The 14,483-nt window shown below is 59.9% G+C and carries 13 protein-coding genes; 10 read left to right on the forward strand and 3 right to left on the reverse strand.

All coding sequences use genetic code 11. From position 1 onward, the window contains the following. The first annotated feature begins 5 nt into the window (after positions 1-5). The 7 genes from ACX36O_RS01245 (at position 6) to ACX36O_RS01275 (ending at position 9,411) form a co-directional block, all read left to right on the forward strand. Entirely contained in the window at positions 6-1,718 is a 1,713-nt protein-coding gene (locus ACX36O_RS01245) for a site-specific DNA-methyltransferase (RefSeq protein WP_488359935.1), read from the forward strand. Then, positions 1,718-4,450 (forward strand): DEAD/DEAH box helicase, encoded by a 2,733-nt coding sequence (locus ACX36O_RS01250; RefSeq protein WP_488359936.1) that lies wholly within the window; start codon positions 1,718-1,720, stop codon positions 4,448-4,450. Before ACX36O_RS01245 ends, ACX36O_RS01250 begins: the two co-directional genes overlap by 1 nt. 55 nt (positions 4,451-4,505) lie before the next feature. After that, positions 4,506-6,221, forward strand: coding sequence for a GmrSD restriction endonuclease domain-containing protein (locus ACX36O_RS01255; RefSeq protein WP_488359937.1), 1,716 nt, complete (start codon positions 4,506-4,508; stop codon positions 6,219-6,221). A 222-nt stretch (positions 6,222-6,443) separates the two neighbouring features. Further along, complete coding sequence (locus ACX36O_RS01260) at positions 6,444-7,271, forward strand: type II toxin-antitoxin system HipA family toxin (RefSeq protein WP_488359938.1); 828 nt, start codon at positions 6,444-6,446, stop codon at positions 7,269-7,271. A 331-nt stretch (positions 7,272-7,602) separates the two neighbouring features. Continuing rightward, positions 7,603-8,019, forward strand: coding sequence for an AAA family ATPase (locus tag ACX36O_RS01265; protein WP_488359939.1), 417 nt, complete (start codon positions 7,603-7,605; stop codon positions 8,017-8,019). Between the two features lie 370 nt (positions 8,020-8,389). Beyond that, complete coding sequence (locus ACX36O_RS01270; protein WP_488360222.1) at positions 8,390-8,815, forward strand: AAA family ATPase; 426 nt, start codon at positions 8,390-8,392, stop codon at positions 8,813-8,815. Beyond that, the gene (locus ACX36O_RS01275; RefSeq protein WP_488359940.1) at positions 8,812-9,411 is read left to right on the forward strand and encodes a DUF4276 family protein; all 600 of its coding nucleotides are present in this window, start codon (positions 8,812-8,814) and stop codon (positions 9,409-9,411) included. Before ACX36O_RS01270 ends, ACX36O_RS01275 begins: the two co-directional genes overlap by 4 nt. 406 nt (positions 9,412-9,817) lie before the next feature. Here ACX36O_RS01275 and ACX36O_RS01280 read toward each other — a convergent pair whose 3' ends face one another. The 3 genes from ACX36O_RS01280 to ACX36O_RS01290 form a co-directional block, all read right to left on the reverse strand. Beyond that, positions 9,818-10,153, reverse strand: coding sequence for a cupin domain-containing protein (locus ACX36O_RS01280; protein WP_371698803.1), 336 nt, complete (start codon positions 10,151-10,153; stop codon positions 9,818-9,820). A 20-nt stretch (positions 10,154-10,173) separates the two neighbouring features. Then, on the reverse strand, positions 10,174-10,749 hold the full coding sequence (locus ACX36O_RS01285) for a hemerythrin domain-containing protein (protein ID WP_371699104.1): 576 nt from the start codon (positions 10,747-10,749) through the stop codon (positions 10,174-10,176). A gap of 222 nt (positions 10,750-10,971) precedes the next feature. Further along, complete coding sequence (locus ACX36O_RS01290) at positions 10,972-11,412, reverse strand: YbbD-related protein (RefSeq protein WP_371698801.1); 441 nt, start codon at positions 11,410-11,412, stop codon at positions 10,972-10,974. A 322-nt stretch (positions 11,413-11,734) separates the two neighbouring features. Here ACX36O_RS01290 and ACX36O_RS01295 point away from each other — a divergent pair, with 322 nt between their 5' ends. From ACX36O_RS01295 to ACX36O_RS01305, 3 genes are all read left to right on the forward strand, one after another. Next, positions 11,735-12,214, forward strand: coding sequence for a DUF411 domain-containing protein (locus ACX36O_RS01295; RefSeq protein WP_488360223.1), 480 nt, complete (start codon positions 11,735-11,737; stop codon positions 12,212-12,214). Between the two features lie 183 nt (positions 12,215-12,397). After that, positions 12,398-13,438, forward strand: a complete 1,041-nt coding sequence (locus ACX36O_RS01300; protein ID WP_371698800.1) for a recombination-associated protein RdgC — start codon at positions 12,398-12,400, stop codon at positions 13,436-13,438. A 267-nt stretch (positions 13,439-13,705) separates the two neighbouring features. Then, entirely contained in the window at positions 13,706-14,422 is a 717-nt protein-coding gene (locus tag ACX36O_RS01305; RefSeq protein ID WP_488359941.1) for a glutathione S-transferase N-terminal domain-containing protein, read from the forward strand. Positions 14,423-14,483: the final 61 nt, after the last annotated feature.

The raw sequence follows: 14,483 nt of genomic DNA on the forward strand, positions 1-14,483 counted from the left end.
TTTTTATGAGCAAACAAAAACTCGAACTGACGTGGATTGGGAAGGAAAAGCGGCCCAAGCTGGAGCCGCGCATCCTGCTCGAAGAACCAGAGAAGTCGTACCACGCCAAACAGCGTGTGACAGAAAACGATATTTTCGACAACCGACTGATCTTCGGGGACAACCTACTGGCGTTGAAGGCATTGGAGCAGGAATTTACTGGGAAAGTTAAGTGCGTATTCATTGACCCACCCTACAACACAGGCAGTGCATTTACACACTACGACGATGGGCTTGAACATTCCATCTGGCTGGGGCTGATGCGCGACCGGCTGGAGATCATCCGGCGGCTGTTGTCGGAGGATGGCTCGCTTTGGATCACCATCGACGACAACGAGTGCCATTACCTCAAGGTGTTGTGCGATGAGATTTTTGGGCGGCGCAACTACAAGACAACAGTCACGTGGCAAAGAAAGTATAGCGTCAGCAATAACTTCCAAGGCATAGCTAGCATCTGCGATTTCGTTCTCGTGTACGCGAAAAGCGACGCTTTCAAGAACAATCTACTTCCTCGCAGCGAAGAGTCTGCAGCGCGATATAGCAATCCAGACAATGATCCTCGCGGCCCTTGGAAGGCAGTCGATTATCTAAATCAGGCGACACCGGAAAAGCGTCCGAACTTGTGCTACGACATAATCAATCCGAATACTGGGGCCGTCATAAAGAACACTAAGAAGGCGTGGAAATACGACCCTAGTACGCATAAGCGTCACGTTGAAGAGAATCGCATCTGGTGGGGGCGTGACGGTCGGAATACCGTTCCTGCGTTGAAGCTGTTTCTCTCCGAGGTTAGAGATGGTATGACCCCACATAACTGGTGGCCTCATGAAGAAGTGGGACATACCGATGAGGCAAAAAAGGAAATGATTGGACTTTATGGTCCGCGCAACGTTTTCGACACCCCCAAGCCCGAGCGACTGCTGAAGCGAATTCTCGAAATCGCTACGAATGAGGGGGATCTCGTTCTCGACTCCTTCGCTGGTTCCGGCACCACCGGCGCGGTGGCGCACAAGATGGGGCGCCGCTGGATCATGGTGGAGCTGGGTGAGCACTGTCACACCCATATCATCCCGCGTCTGAAGAAGGTCATTGACGGTGAAGACAAAGGCGGCGTAACCGAAAGCACGGGCTGGAAAGGCGGCGGCGGCTTCCGCTATTACCGTCTGGCGCCCAGCCTGATCGTCAATGATCGCTGGGGAAATCCCATCATCAACACAGAATATAACGCAGCGCAACTGGCCGAAGCCCTGTGCAAGCTGGAAGGCTTCACCTATGCCCCTTCGGAAACGCATTGGTGGCAGCATGGTCACTCCAGTGAGCGGGATTTCATCTACGTCACCACGCAAAACCTGTCCGCCGACCAGTTGCAGGCACTCTCCGACGAAGTGGGTTCCGACCAGAGCCTGCTGGTGTGCTGCTCCGCGTTTCGGGGTGTGACGGCCGCCAAGGCGGCGGAACGATGGCCGAATCTAACGCTGAAGAAGATTCCAAAGATGGTGCTGGCCCGCTGCGAATGGGGCCATGACGACTACAGCCTGAATGTGGCGAACCTGCCGTTGGCCAAACCTGATCCAGTCGATCCTGCTGCATCCGCCGAGGCCGTCAATAAGAAGTCAAAGAACAGAAATGTGGCTGCCACGCATTCGAATCAGGGCGGCTTGTTTGGGGAGGACGAATAATGAGCAACCGCGTCCTGCACGCCGTCACTGGTCGTTTGTCTCTTCGCCCGCCACAGGCGGAATCTCTTTCCAGGCTGGCGCGCATGATCGAAGCCGCCCCCGATCTGCTGAGCCATGAGCGAGATGTCACAACCATCCTTTCCACATTAAGGGCAGAGTTCCCTACGCTGGAGGACTTCGAGCGCGAGTTCCCCTCGCTGTGCTTTGCGCTGGCAACAGGCGTGGGCAAGACGCGCCTGATGGGAGCATTCATCGCCTACCTGCATCTGGCCCACGGCATCAACAACTTCTTCGTGCTCGCGCCCAACCTGACGATCTACAACAAACTCATCACGGACTTCACGCGCAACACGCCGAAGTACGTGTTCAAGGGGATTGCCGAGTTCGCGCAGCAACCGCCGCTGATCATCACCGGTGACAACTACGACCAGACCGGCGCGACGGTGGATGACCAACCACAGGGCTTCGCCCAAGATGTCCGTATCAACATCTTCAATATTTCCAAGATTAATTCCGAGGTGCGCGGCGGCAAGGAGCCACGTATCAAGCGCATGCGTGAGGTGCTGGGCGACAGCTACTTCAATCATCTGGCAAATCTGCCCGACCTGGTGTTGTTGATGGATGAATCACACCGCTATCGCGCCAGCGCAGGTGTGCGTGCCATCAATGAACTGAAACCGCTATTCGGTCTGGAAGTGACGGCGACGCCCTTCGTGGAATCCAGCAAGGGACCAGTGCCGTTCAAGAACGTGGTCATGGACTACCCACTGGCGCGGGCAATGGAGGATGGCTTCGTCAAAGAGCCTGCCGTGGTCACTCAACGCAACTTCGACGCCAAAGCCCACACGCCCGAAGAAATCGAGAAGACCAAGCTGGAAGACGGCGTGCGCCTGCACGAGACGACCAAGGTCGAACTGCTGACCTACGCCCGCGAAAACGGCGTCAAGCCGGTCAAGCCTTTCATGCTTGTCATCGCCCGGGATACCACGCATGCGGCACAGCTCAAGGAATTGATTGAGGCGGAGCAGTTCTACGAAGGACGCTACGCCGACAAGGTGATCCAGGTTGACTCCAGCAAGAGTGGCGCGGAAGAGGAAGAGATGATCCGACGACTGCTGGCGGTGGAAAGCCCGGATGAGCCGACCGAGATTGTCATCCACGTCAACATGCTCAAGGAAGGCTGGGACGTGACCAATCTTTACACCATCGTGCCGCTGCGCGCCGCCAATGCCCGCACGCTGATCGAACAGTCCATCGGACGTGGCCTGCGACTGCCCTACGGCAAACGCACGGGTGTCGCGGCGGTGGATCGCTTGAACATCGTCGCACACGACAAGTTCCAAGAGATCATCGACGAAGCCAATCGTGGCGATTCGCCAATTCGTCTGAAGCAGGTCATCCTTGAAGCACCGAATGCTGACGACAGAAAGGTCAGCGTGCAGGTCGAATCCGGGGCAGTGTCGCGCCTCGGCTTGACGGACACACCGATCTTGGTCACAGGGCCTTCTGGCACCGACAGCGGACCGAAAGTGCCAGCCCCTGAACCGGTGTTCACCACGGAGGCGGAGAAGCAGGCCGCGCGCGTGGTTATGGACGTCATTGGCAAGTACGAGGTCAAACGCGATCTGGTGCCTACCAGCGGCGCATTGCTGAAACCCGAGGTGCAGAAAGAGATTCTTGCGGAGGTAGCGGAGCGATTGAAACCCCTGCAAGGCGAGTTGTTGGCGGGTGTGGATGATTCAGCCCCCGCACTTGACTTGTCCGCCGTGGTGGCCAAGACCACGGAAATCGTGGTCCAGCAGACGATCGATATCCCGCGTATTGCCGTGGTGCCCACTGGCGAGGTCACGACAGGGTTCCATCCATTCCAGCTTGATGTGAGCCAGCTTCATCTTCAGCCGGGTGAGCGCGAGATCGTTGGGCAGATGCTGCGCACCAACGAGCAGTTCACGCTGGCTACCGAGGTCGGGCTCAGAGAGCAGCGTCTGGAAGACTACATCGTCCACGCGCTAGTCGACTTCGACGACATCGACTATTTCACCCACGCCGATCTGCTCTACGACCTCGCGGGCCAGATGGTGCAGCACCTGCGCAGTTATCTGTCCGAGGACGAGGCCGTCAACGTCCTCGATCGTGACCGGCGCCTGATCGCGCGCGAAATCCATGCGCAGATGATGGCCCACTTCTGGGAGGAAGCAACGGAGTACGAGGTGCAGGTCAGCCGTGGCTTCACCGAACTCAAGCCGTGCAACTACACCGCCACGGCGGGCCAAACGGCTCACCACTTCCGGGAGACCGTGACCGAGACCAGTCGCATCAAGCAGATGCTGTTCGGTGGCTTCGCGCGTTGTCTGTACCCGCTACAGAAGTTCGATTCGGACACTGAGCGGCGCTTCGCCATCATTCTGGAGCGCGATGCCCTGAAGTGGTTCAAGCCTGCAAAGGGGCAGTTCCAGATCTACTACAAGCTTGGCACCGAGCAGCCGGAGTACATCCCGGACTTCGTCGCCGAAACGGACTCGACGATCTTGATGGTGGAAACCAAAGCACGCGGCGATATCAACACGCAAGAGGTGCAGGCCAAAGCTGCTGCTGCCTTGCAGTGGTGCCAGCACGCGTCGGACTTCACGGCGAGCGTCGGCGGCAAACCGTGGCGGTATCTGCTCGTACCTCACGATGAAGTCAATGAGTCGCGGCGGTTGGCCGACTTTTTGAGGTTTGTGAAGGCTTGAGGCACTACCGTATCTGGCGACTTGCTCACCTTAAATAGCGCAATAAGGAATAACCATGGCCAAGGCCGAAGCAAGCGTTGAAGAACTGGTATCAATGATCGAGCGGGGCGAACTGCGCTTGCCGGAGATGCAGCGCCAGTATGTGTGGCGCTCCACGCGAGTGCGTGATCTGCTGGATTCGCTGTATCGCGGCTACCCATCGGGCGCAATCCTGCTTTGGGAAACGGATGAAGCTGTGCCGCTGCAGGATTTCGCGGTCAGCCAGAGCACGAATCCTTACCAGAGCACGCGGCTTCTGCTGGATGGTCAGCAGCGTCTGACATCGCTCTCTGCCGTTATTCGCGGCGAGCCAGTATCGGTGCGCGGCCGTCGTCGGCCTATCGACTTGCTGTTCAACTTGGAGCATCCCGACCAGTTGGCGGTCGTGACCGAAGTGGAAGAGAACGGCGACGACGAGGACGATGCCGACGACGATAGCGAACTGATTGGCGATGAGACGGACTCGACCGAGGACGAACTGCTCAAGCGCTTCAACAAGATGACTTTCGTGGTGGCCACGAGGAAGCTGGAGCAGTTGCCGCATTGGGTGAAGGTATCCGAAGTCTTCAAGACCGACAGCGATGCGCCTTTCCTCAAACGTGCGGGCATCAGTGGCTTTGATGATCCGCGTTACGAGAAATACAGTCAGCGCCTGGCCCGGCTACGTGGCATCCGCAAGTACGTTTATCGGATGGACGTGCTGGAACGCACGCTTTCCTACGATGAAGTCACGGAAATCTTCGTCCGGGTCAATTCACTGGGAGCCAAGCTGCGCAGTTCGGACTTGGCTCTGGCTCAGATCACCGCCAAATGGCGGCACTCGCTGCAGACGTTCCAGGATTTCCAGAAGGCATGCGCCAAGACGGGCTTTGACCTTGATCTCGGTTTGCACTTGAAGAATCTGATGGCGTTTGCCACCGGTCAATCACGTTTCCAGATCGTGGGTAGCCTGAATGTGGAGAAGCTGCAGAAGGCATGGAAAGAAGCCTGCGATGGCATGGAATTCGCGCTCAACTTCCTGCGCAGCAATCTTGGCATCGATAGCCCGGCACTGTTGTCGTCGCCTTTCCTGCTGGTGGTGCTGGCGTATTTCGGGCATAGCCGCAACTATGCGCTGAGCAACGATGAGGCCCGCCAACTGCGCTACTGGGCCTTGGCCGCCAATGCCAAAGGCCGTTTCTCGCGGGGTTCCAGTGAGACCATTCTGGATCAGGATTTGGCGATCATCCGCAATGGCGGCGGCGTCAATGAACTGATCGACCGGCTGCGTCTGCAGTTCGGCCACCTTGAGATCACGCCGGAAGAGCTGGAAGGGCGCAACCAGAGGAGCGCACTGTTCAAGACCATGTTTCTGGCGTTTCGTGCGGCAGGCGCCAAGGATTGGCGCAGCCACTTGGCTATTGCCCTGGATCACTCCGGCAGTCAGCACCGCTTGCAGTTCCATCACATTTTCCCAAAGGCGTTGCTGCGAGGCAGCTACACCCCTCGTGAGGCTGACGACATCGCCAACCTGGCTTTCATCGGCGGCAAAACCAATCGCGCGATCAGCGACAAGGCTCCTGTGGCCTACCTGTTACCGCTGGTGGCGCAGCACGGTGCGGCACCATTCGCGGCACAGTGCATCCCGGTGGAGGAGGAACTGTTGGTACTGGATCACTACAAGGCGTTCTTGCAGGAGCGCCGTAAACGCATCGCGGCGGCACTGAATGCTTTCATCCATGCGGTCGCTTGAACTGTCAGCGCCACCTTGTTGCCACACGGTGACCCACATGTCGCCACAATGCTGCCGCCATGTTCAACACAATGTTGCCACGCTGTTCACCACATTGACGCCACTTTGTGCACACAGTGTTGTCACCATGCCTGACACATTCCGGCCGGGACGCAGCCCGAGAGTCGCTTGTCCCCAGCACGATGAGCAGATTCTTTGTGCTGGCTCTCGAGAGCACAAAGAATGTGGCCGCTGGGCTCGATTTCGCCAGAAATCGGGCGCGGCGGCGTGGGGACAACGAATGGTCGATGCGTCCAAGGGGCTCGACCCAAGGCCTTGGTGCAGTACGACGCAACGACCGGGCAAGTCAGCACCCGTCCGGATGCGCCCGGCAGTCCCTGGCTGGTCAAGTTCCCGGCGCAGAACGAACACAAGGAAGTCTGCGTCATCGAGCAGCTCTATGCCGAGTTGGCTCGGGATTGCGGACTGGATGTACCCGAAAGCCGCTGGTTCGACCTTGGCCCTGAACTGGCCGCCTTCGGCGTCGCGCGCTTCGACCGAGAGGGTGGGCAACGCGTCCCGGTGCACAGTCTGGCTGGATTGTTGCAGGTGGATTTTCGCCTGCCCGGTGCCACCGACTACACCGCCTTCCTGCGAGCTACCCGTTTCCTGACGCGCGACGAGCGCGAAGTGGAGAAAGCCTACGCGCGAGTCGTCTTCAATGTGCTCTTCCACAACCGTGACGACCACCCCAAGAATTTCGCCTGGCGTCTCGGGCCTGACCGGCGCTGGCGTCTGGCTCCGGCATTCGACCTGACCTTCAGCGAAGGCCCGATGGGCCAGCATCACCTGGACGTTTGCGGCGAAGGTGCTGCCATCGAACGCCGGCATCTACTGCGCCTGGCGAAGGAGGGGGGCGTCTCGACGAAAGAGCCTGAGGAGATCATCGACCGGATGTTGCTGCAGGCAAGCTCATTGGGTGAGCGGTTGGAGCGTGCGCCGATCAGGCAGATGCTGGCGCAGCAGATAAAATCCATCATTGATGCCTGTCGCCGGCGCCTGGAAAGCTGAATCCGGGCCGCCGCAACGGCGCCACATCACGGTTGAACGTACTCAATGCTGGGTTTCTTGAGTACAAACATGAGTATGTTTTTTAATGGAGAAGCATGGTGAACTGTTCATTCAATGACTTGCAGTCACAATCGCTGTTCAACGTCTGAGTCGGGCCATCCAATTCGGGCGATCATGTTGGTTTCAAGAGCTGGCACGAGTGGGCCACGATTAATTTGGACACTTCGCGCTCGCTCCCGAAACTCAGCAGCGGGCGCTTTGCGGTGAAGGTCATCAATCACCTGGGCGATGAGGTGATGAAGGTCTTCAAGGTTTGATGCGGAGAAAATGCATGACCAAGATTCCTTTCATTAGCCGAGTCATCTTGCGCAATTACAAGAGCATTGGTTACTGCGACGTGAAGTTGCGTCCCCTAACCTATCTTGTAGGACACAACGGCGCAGGCAAGAGCAATTTCATGAATGCACTGCATTTCGTGCGTGATGCTCTTTTCAATTCTCTGGATAGCGCACTGAATGAAGCGTGGCGGTATCAGCGAGGTGCGCAGACGCAGCGGCGGTCATCCCACCCACTTCGCGATCCGGATCAAATTTGTCTTGTCCTCAGGCGAACCCGGACACTATGGTTTCGTTATCGGGGCGATGCCGAATGGCGGCTACGAGGTACAGAAAGAGGAATGTGTCGTTGCGGGTATAGGCAAGGGACCGTTCTTCCGCATCGAGAAAGGCAAGTTGCGCGACAGCAGTGAAACTGTATTTCCGTCTGTTATGGCGGACAGGCTGGCATTGGTCGCGGCGTCAGGCCTGACGACTTTCCGCCCTGTGTTCGACGCCCTGACGGCGATGGGTTTCTACAATCTCAACCCCAAGCTGATGCGCGAGTTGCAGAAGCCTCAAGATGGCCGATTGCTGCGATCGGCTGGTGAGAATATCGCCAGCGTGGTCGGCCATCTCGAGAAGGTGGCGCCTGCCCAGATGACTCTGGTCCAGGAGTATCTGCACTCGGTGGTGCCGATGGTGCATGGCGTGGGGCGCAAATCCATCGGACCGATGGAAACCTTGGAATTTCGCCGGGAGATGGCGGGCTCCAAACACCCCTGGCGTTTCCTCGCGCAGAACATGTCCGATGGAACCTTGCGTGCCTTGGGTGTCCTCTCTGCGTTATTGCAGGGAAACATGGATTATTCGCCGACCTTGATTGGTATAGAAGAGCCGGAAACCGCTCTGCATCCGGCAGCGAGTGCCGCATTGCGAGAAGCATTGGTGCGCGCATCCGAAACCACGCAAATTCTGGTGACCAGCCACAGTCCCGACCTGCTGGATGATCGCAGTATTGACGCGGATGCCGTGTTGGCTGTGGTGTCGGAGGCCGGAGAAACCAAGATTGCGCCGTTGGATGGCGGATCACGCCAGGTCATGCGGGATCATCTGTTTTCAGCTGGTGAACTATTGCGCATGAACCAACTGGCGCCCGATCGCGCCAGCATCGAGGAGCAGGACAATGCAGCCTCTGGCGATCTTTTCAGCGAGGCGAGGAGCGCATGATCCAGATAGCCAGCATTGTGGAGGGCGATGGCGAGGTGGCGGCCTTGCCGGTGCTGCTGCGTCGCTTGAACGAGTGGCGGCCTGGAAATGGCTACGCGCAGGTGCTGCAGCCCATTCGCGTGCATCGGGATCGCTTTCTCAATCGCGAAGATGAATTTCGCAAGCAACTGTTGCTGGTGGCCGCCAAGTGTGGTGACCAGGGGTGGATTCTTGTGGTTCTTGATGCTGATGACGATTGCCCGGTCACGTTGGCGGCCGATGTGTGCGAGCGCGCGAAGCAGATTGTGCCGCACCGGCGCGTATCAGTAGTATTGGCCAAGCGCGAGTACGAAGCCTGGTTCATTGCGGCTGCAAGTTCGCTTGATGGGCATCGTGGATTCCGCTGCCCCGATGAAGGCCCTGCCGATGCAGAGATACCACGGGATGCGAAAGGCTGGTTGCGCCGGAACATGACAAGCGTGACCTACAGCGAAGTGCTGGATCAACCGGCTTTCACGGCACACTTCGATCTGCAACTGGCGTTTGATCACAGCCGTTCATTCCGCAAGTTGTGCAAGGAGTGGCAGGTAAACATCGTCGATGTGAGTGGAAATTGATGCATGGAATTCAGCATCGCCGACACTTTCACCGCCAGCCTGGCCGACCGAGTGCCAATTGCTGTATGTGGCTTGCACTCGTGCGCGTGATCATTTGGATGTTTCTGGAGTGAACGCCGAGTCGGAGTTTTTTGAGGCCTTTCCAGATGATGGCTATAAGTGCACCGATGCCAGTGCTGGGAACCTTTGCGGACAACAAGGAAACTCCCATTGCCGGACCTCTCCACCACCCTCTGGCTCTTCACCGCCGCCTTCGCCGCCAGCGCACTTGGCGGCGTGCTGGGCATCGGCTCCGGCTTGCTGAAAATCCCTGCCATGGACACGGCCGGGAATAGCACGCAGGCGCGCAACTGCGCAACCGCCATCACGCCAGGCGCGATGCAAACCTCCTCCCCGAGACGATGGCCTATTTCACTTCGCCCTTGATCATCACCAGCAGCATCTTGAACCCGCCCAGCGGCTTGATGGCATGCGTGACGTTGGCTGGCATCAGCAGCGAGTCGCCTTCACCCACGAGGTGCGTCACGCCGCCGATGGGCACTTCCGCGCGGCCCTCGACGCCGACGACGAGGGCATCATAGGGAGCGGTATGCTCGCTCAGCCCCTCGTTGCCGTCGAAGGCGAACAGGGTGACGCTGCCGGCGGAGTTTTTCACCAGCATGCGGCTGACGACGGCCTTCTCCTGGTACTGGAGCATCTGCTTGAGGTTGCGCACTTCCGGTGCGGTGTCTTTGGCGTCCATGGCTTGCCTCCTTGTGAGGCTCAGTGTACGCCATGGGAGTGCTGGCTGTGCGCGGCGGCAGGGTAGCGGGCGATCAGGGATTCGAGCAGGGCATGCAGTTGCTGATGCCGCCCCGGGCCGATGACGCGGGCCTCGTGCTCTTCGAACTGGTCGAACAGGGTCTGCAGCGCTTCTGCGTCGAGCAGGTTTTCGGCCATGGGAAAGAGCACGTTGTTTTCCTTGGCGATATGGCTGCGCATGAGCGTGACGTAGCCGCGCAGGGCAGTGAGGAAGGCGTCGGGGCGAAACTCCGGGCCCAGCGCCTGTTCCATGGCCTGCAGCCAGGCGCGTCCCTGCGTGTGGTCATGCAGCATGACGGCGATGGGGCCGCTTTCGGACGGCAGGCCGGCATGGACCATGGCGGGGAACAGGAATCCTTCTTCCTTGCCGTGGTGACAGCTGTCACCGAATTCGCGCAGAAAGCCGAGCAATTCCACGGCATCGCTGGCGGCGATGGGCTGGCCTGCAGCCAGCACCCGGCTCATGCCGTCCAGGATCCGGAAAGAGGACAGGATAGCGTCGTGTTCGTGCATGAGGTCGTCGATAGCCAGACTCATGGGGTTCTCCTTGTTGAAAAGTGGGCGGTATGGATCGCGCAGCTGATACAACAAAGAAAAACATCTGCCGATGTTTGTTTTATAAACGGATCGGCAGTGCAGGGCAAACATGGCGCCTATTCAGGCATGGGCAGCGGGGCTATTGGGACGTTGAACGATTGGCTGCGTTCCCGGATTGGGAAGAGCATGCATCCACCCGGCCGCTACTGTTTCAGGGCTGCCTCAGCGGCTGCTGCCCCAGTACAGCACGTTGCTGCGATCGGGTGCAATCGCAAGCGCATGCCGCACGCCGGAACCACTATCGGGTTCAGCACAGGCATAAGTGGTGTAGCCGTCGAGTTTTTTCGGGGCCCAGTTGCGCTCGAAGGCGGGGGCAGGCAATTGGGCTGCCTCGGCGGGCTGGCAGGCCGCCGGAGGTGCCCATTGGTGCTGGGCAGGCAGGGTGAAGCTCACCAGGCTTTCGTTGCTGTCCAGGTTGTGGACTTCGCGGATGTTGATGGCCTCTTCCGGCAGCCAGCGCGGGATCCAGCCCTGGTCCATAGCGCCGGCCTTGGCGGCTTCGATCTGGCTGGAATACTTGGCTTCCTGCACGTCGCCGGAGCAGGCGGCCAAGGTCAGGGTCAGGGTGGTGGCGGCGAACAGGGTGAGGGTACGAGTGCGCATGGATATGAGGTGGTTCTTGTAAAGCCGCGTTTACACGTCACTGTCGCAAATGAAACCGAACGAACGGTCACTTTTGTGCCTGCATGTGACGGTGGCCGCGAAGCCGTCACCTTTGGTCACGACTTCCGACGTTGAAGCGCGTGAATCAGGCCGTAGAGCGTCACGCCCAGCAGCAGAGGGTAGATGGCCAGCAGGTCGATGGCGAATCAGGATATCCATGCCAGTTCCTGTCACGTGGAAGGCAACGCATCACATGTCCATGTGTGCGATAGGGAATTTTGCTGCGCTATCATGGCTCCACTGTTTTTACTTCATGACTGCCATGTCCCGCAAGCCCCATTCCTCCCGCCGCCAGCTTCTCCAGATTTCCGCCGTCGCCACGCTGCTGCCCCTGATGGGCATGGCGCGTGCGCAGTCGGCCCTGCCGCAGGTGGAGGTATGGAAGGACGCCAGTTGCGGCTGTTGCAAGGACTGGATCGCACACATGGAAAAGAACGGCTTCCGCGTGCGTGCGCACGAAACCGGCAACAACGCCATCCGTGCGCGCCTGGGGCTGGCGCAGCAGTATGCGTCCTGCCATACGGCGCTGGTGGGCGGTTATGTGATCGAGGGGCATGTGCCGGCATCGGACGTCAAGCGCCTGTTGGGCGAGCGTCCCAGGGCGCTGGGTCTGGCGGTGCCGGGCATGCCGATTGGCTCTCCGGGCATGGATGGCCCGGTCTACGGCGGCCGCCGCGACCCCTATGCCGTGCTGCTGGTGCAGCGCGACGGCAGCAGCCGCGTGTTCAAGCGCTACGCGTGACTTCCTGCACACGGATGCTTCGCCAGACCGGCTAGGATATCGGTATTGGCGCCACGGCGGCGCAGCCCGTAGATGCGCTGGGCGCATCGCGGCATTGCCCCCGTGTGCATGGCCCTTGCCAGACCTGCTCGCCCCGGCCGAATCCGGGGCGATTGCTTTCTGGCCGCAACCCAAAGGAAAGCAGTGTTCAAGAATCTGATTGTGTACCGCATCGCTGCGGAGTGGAATGCCGGCGCGACCGACATCGAGTCGGCGCTGGATGGGAGCCGTTTTGTGCCCTGCGGGCCGACGCAGCAGAAATCGCTGGGCTGGGTGGAGCCGCGCGGCGAGCCCGGTGGTGCGCTGGTGGAAGTGGTGGGCGGGCATCTGCTGCTCAAGCTGATGACCGAGCAGCGCGTGGTGCCGGGCTCGGCCGTGCGCCAGCGCGTGGAAGAGATCGTGGCGCATATCGAGCAGACCACGGGCCGCAAGCCGGGCAAGAAGGAAACCAGGGAGCTGAAGGAGCAGGCACTGCACGAATTGCTGCCGCGCGCCTTCACGCGCCAGTCCGCCACGCGCGTGTGGCTGGCGCCGCAGGAGCGTCTGCTGGTAATCGATGCCGGCAGTCACTCGAAAGCGGACGAGATCACCACGCTGCTGATCAAGGCGCTGGACGGGCTCTCCCTCACGCTGGTGCAGACGGCCATGTCGCCCGCCGTGGCGATGACGCACTGGCTGGGCACGGGCGAGGAGCCCTACGCCTTTACCATCGACCGCGAGTGCGAGCTGAAGTCCACCGACGAGATGAAATCCGTGGTGCGCTACGCCCGCCATGCGCTGGACACCGACGAGGTGAAGCAGCACATCACCAGCGGCAAGGTGCCGACGCGCGTGGCCATGACCTGGAACGGGCGCGTGTCCTTTGTGCTCACCGACTCCCTGCAGCTGAAGAAGATCGATTTTCTGGAGGATGTGTTCGAGGACATGCCGGAGATCGACAAGCGCGACAAGGATGCGGTGTTCGATTCGGATATGGCGATCACGACGGGCGAGTTGCTGCAGCTGTTGCCGGATTTGATCGAGGCGCTGGGCGGGGAGCAGGTGCTCGGGGCGACGGCTGCGCCCGTGACGCCTTCGGCTGCGCAGGAGAGCGCTCAGGCATCGGCTGCAGCGCCTGCAATTCCCGAGGCTACGGATGCTCCTGCCATGGAGATGGCGACCAGCACGCCGCCGTGGGCAGACTGAAGCAGCAGGCAGCAGGCAGCAGGCAGCAGGCAGCAGGCAGCAGGCAGCAGGCAGCAGGCAAGGCCGGATGGTGCATCATGCTGGCGGGGATGCGTGTTGTCCCCACTGGTGAGTCACCAGCGCAATCAGGTCGTATGCCAGCAAGGCGGACGGCGGTAGGCAGCCGTCATGGCTGTGGGGGCGTGCTTGACGCAAGCCCCTGCACCCCGCAGGGCAGAGCGCTTTCGCGGCATACTGGGGCATCCCTTGTACCGATTGGAGGCCCTGATGAGCGATCTGTCCGCATTCCCCATTACCGGCAAGTGGCCGGCGCAGCATCCCGACCGCATCCAGCTGTATTCGCTGCCTACGCCCAATGGCGTGAAGGCCTCGATCATGCTGGAGGAATGCGGCCTGCCCTACGAGGTGCATCGCGTCGACTTTGCCACCAATGACCAGCTGACGCCCGAGTTCATCTCGCTCAACCCCAACAACAAGATCCCCGCGCTGATAGACCCGAATGGCCCGGGCGGCCAGCCGCTGCCGCTGTGGGAAAGCGGCGCCATACTGATCTACCTGGCCGAAAAAACCGGCAAGTTCCTGTCGCAGGACGCCGCGACGCGCTATCAGATCATCCAGTGGCTGATGTGGCAGATGGGCGGCGTCGGGCCGATGATGGGGCAACTGGGCTTCTTCCACAAGTTTGCCGGCAAGGAGTACGAGGACAAGCGCCCGCGCGACCGCTATGCCGCCGAAACGCGCCGCCTGCTGGGCGTGCTCGACAGGCACCTCGCCGGCAAGGACTGGATCATGGGCAGCGACTATTCGATCGCCGATATCGCCGTATTTCCCTGGGTGCGCAATCTGATCGGTTTCTACGAAGCGGGCGAGCTGGTGGGTTACAGCGACTTTGCCGAGGTGGACCGCGTGCTCAAAGCCTTTGTGGCGCGGCCCGCCGTGCAGCGCGGCCTGTTGATTCCGCCGCCGCCCAAGGCGCAGGACTGAGTCGCTTGCTACCGTCCGGCTGAGCCGGCCTCAGCGTCGCGTTTGCGCAGCGCAAGGAGAG

Source organism: Brachymonas sp. KE5 (assembly GCF_057773645.1).

Coding starts and splice junctions, on each gene's coding strand:
- ACX36O_RS01250 (WP_488359936.1), top strand. CDS start 1,718: ATGAGCAACCGCGTCCTGCACGCCGTCACTGGTCGTTTGTCTCTTCGC.
- ACX36O_RS01270 (WP_488360222.1), top strand. CDS start 8,390: ATGTCCGATGGAACCTTGCGTGCCTTGGGTGTCCTCTCTGCGTTATTG.
- ACX36O_RS01305 (WP_488359941.1), top strand. CDS start 13,706: ATGAGCGATCTGTCCGCATTCCCCATTACCGGCAAGTGGCCGGCGCAG.
- ACX36O_RS01255 (WP_488359937.1), top strand. CDS start 4,506: ATGGCCAAGGCCGAAGCAAGCGTTGAAGAACTGGTATCAATGATCGAG.
- ACX36O_RS01260 (WP_488359938.1), top strand. CDS start 6,444: ATGTGGCCGCTGGGCTCGATTTCGCCAGAAATCGGGCGCGGCGGCGTG.
- ACX36O_RS01265 (WP_488359939.1), top strand. CDS start 7,603: ATGACCAAGATTCCTTTCATTAGCCGAGTCATCTTGCGCAATTACAAG.
- ACX36O_RS01290 (WP_371698801.1), bottom strand. CDS start 11,412: ATGCGCACTCGTACCCTCACCCTGTTCGCCGCCACCACCCTGACCCTG.
- ACX36O_RS01295 (WP_488360223.1), top strand. CDS start 11,735: ATGTCCCGCAAGCCCCATTCCTCCCGCCGCCAGCTTCTCCAGATTTCC.
- ACX36O_RS01245 (WP_488359935.1), top strand. CDS start 6: ATGAGCAAACAAAAACTCGAACTGACGTGGATTGGGAAGGAAAAGCGG.
- ACX36O_RS01275 (WP_488359940.1), top strand. CDS start 8,812: ATGATCCAGATAGCCAGCATTGTGGAGGGCGATGGCGAGGTGGCGGCC.
- ACX36O_RS01285 (WP_371699104.1), bottom strand. CDS start 10,749: ATGAGTCTGGCTATCGACGACCTCATGCACGAACACGACGCTATCCTG.
- ACX36O_RS01280 (WP_371698803.1), bottom strand. CDS start 10,153: ATGGACGCCAAAGACACCGCACCGGAAGTGCGCAACCTCAAGCAGATG.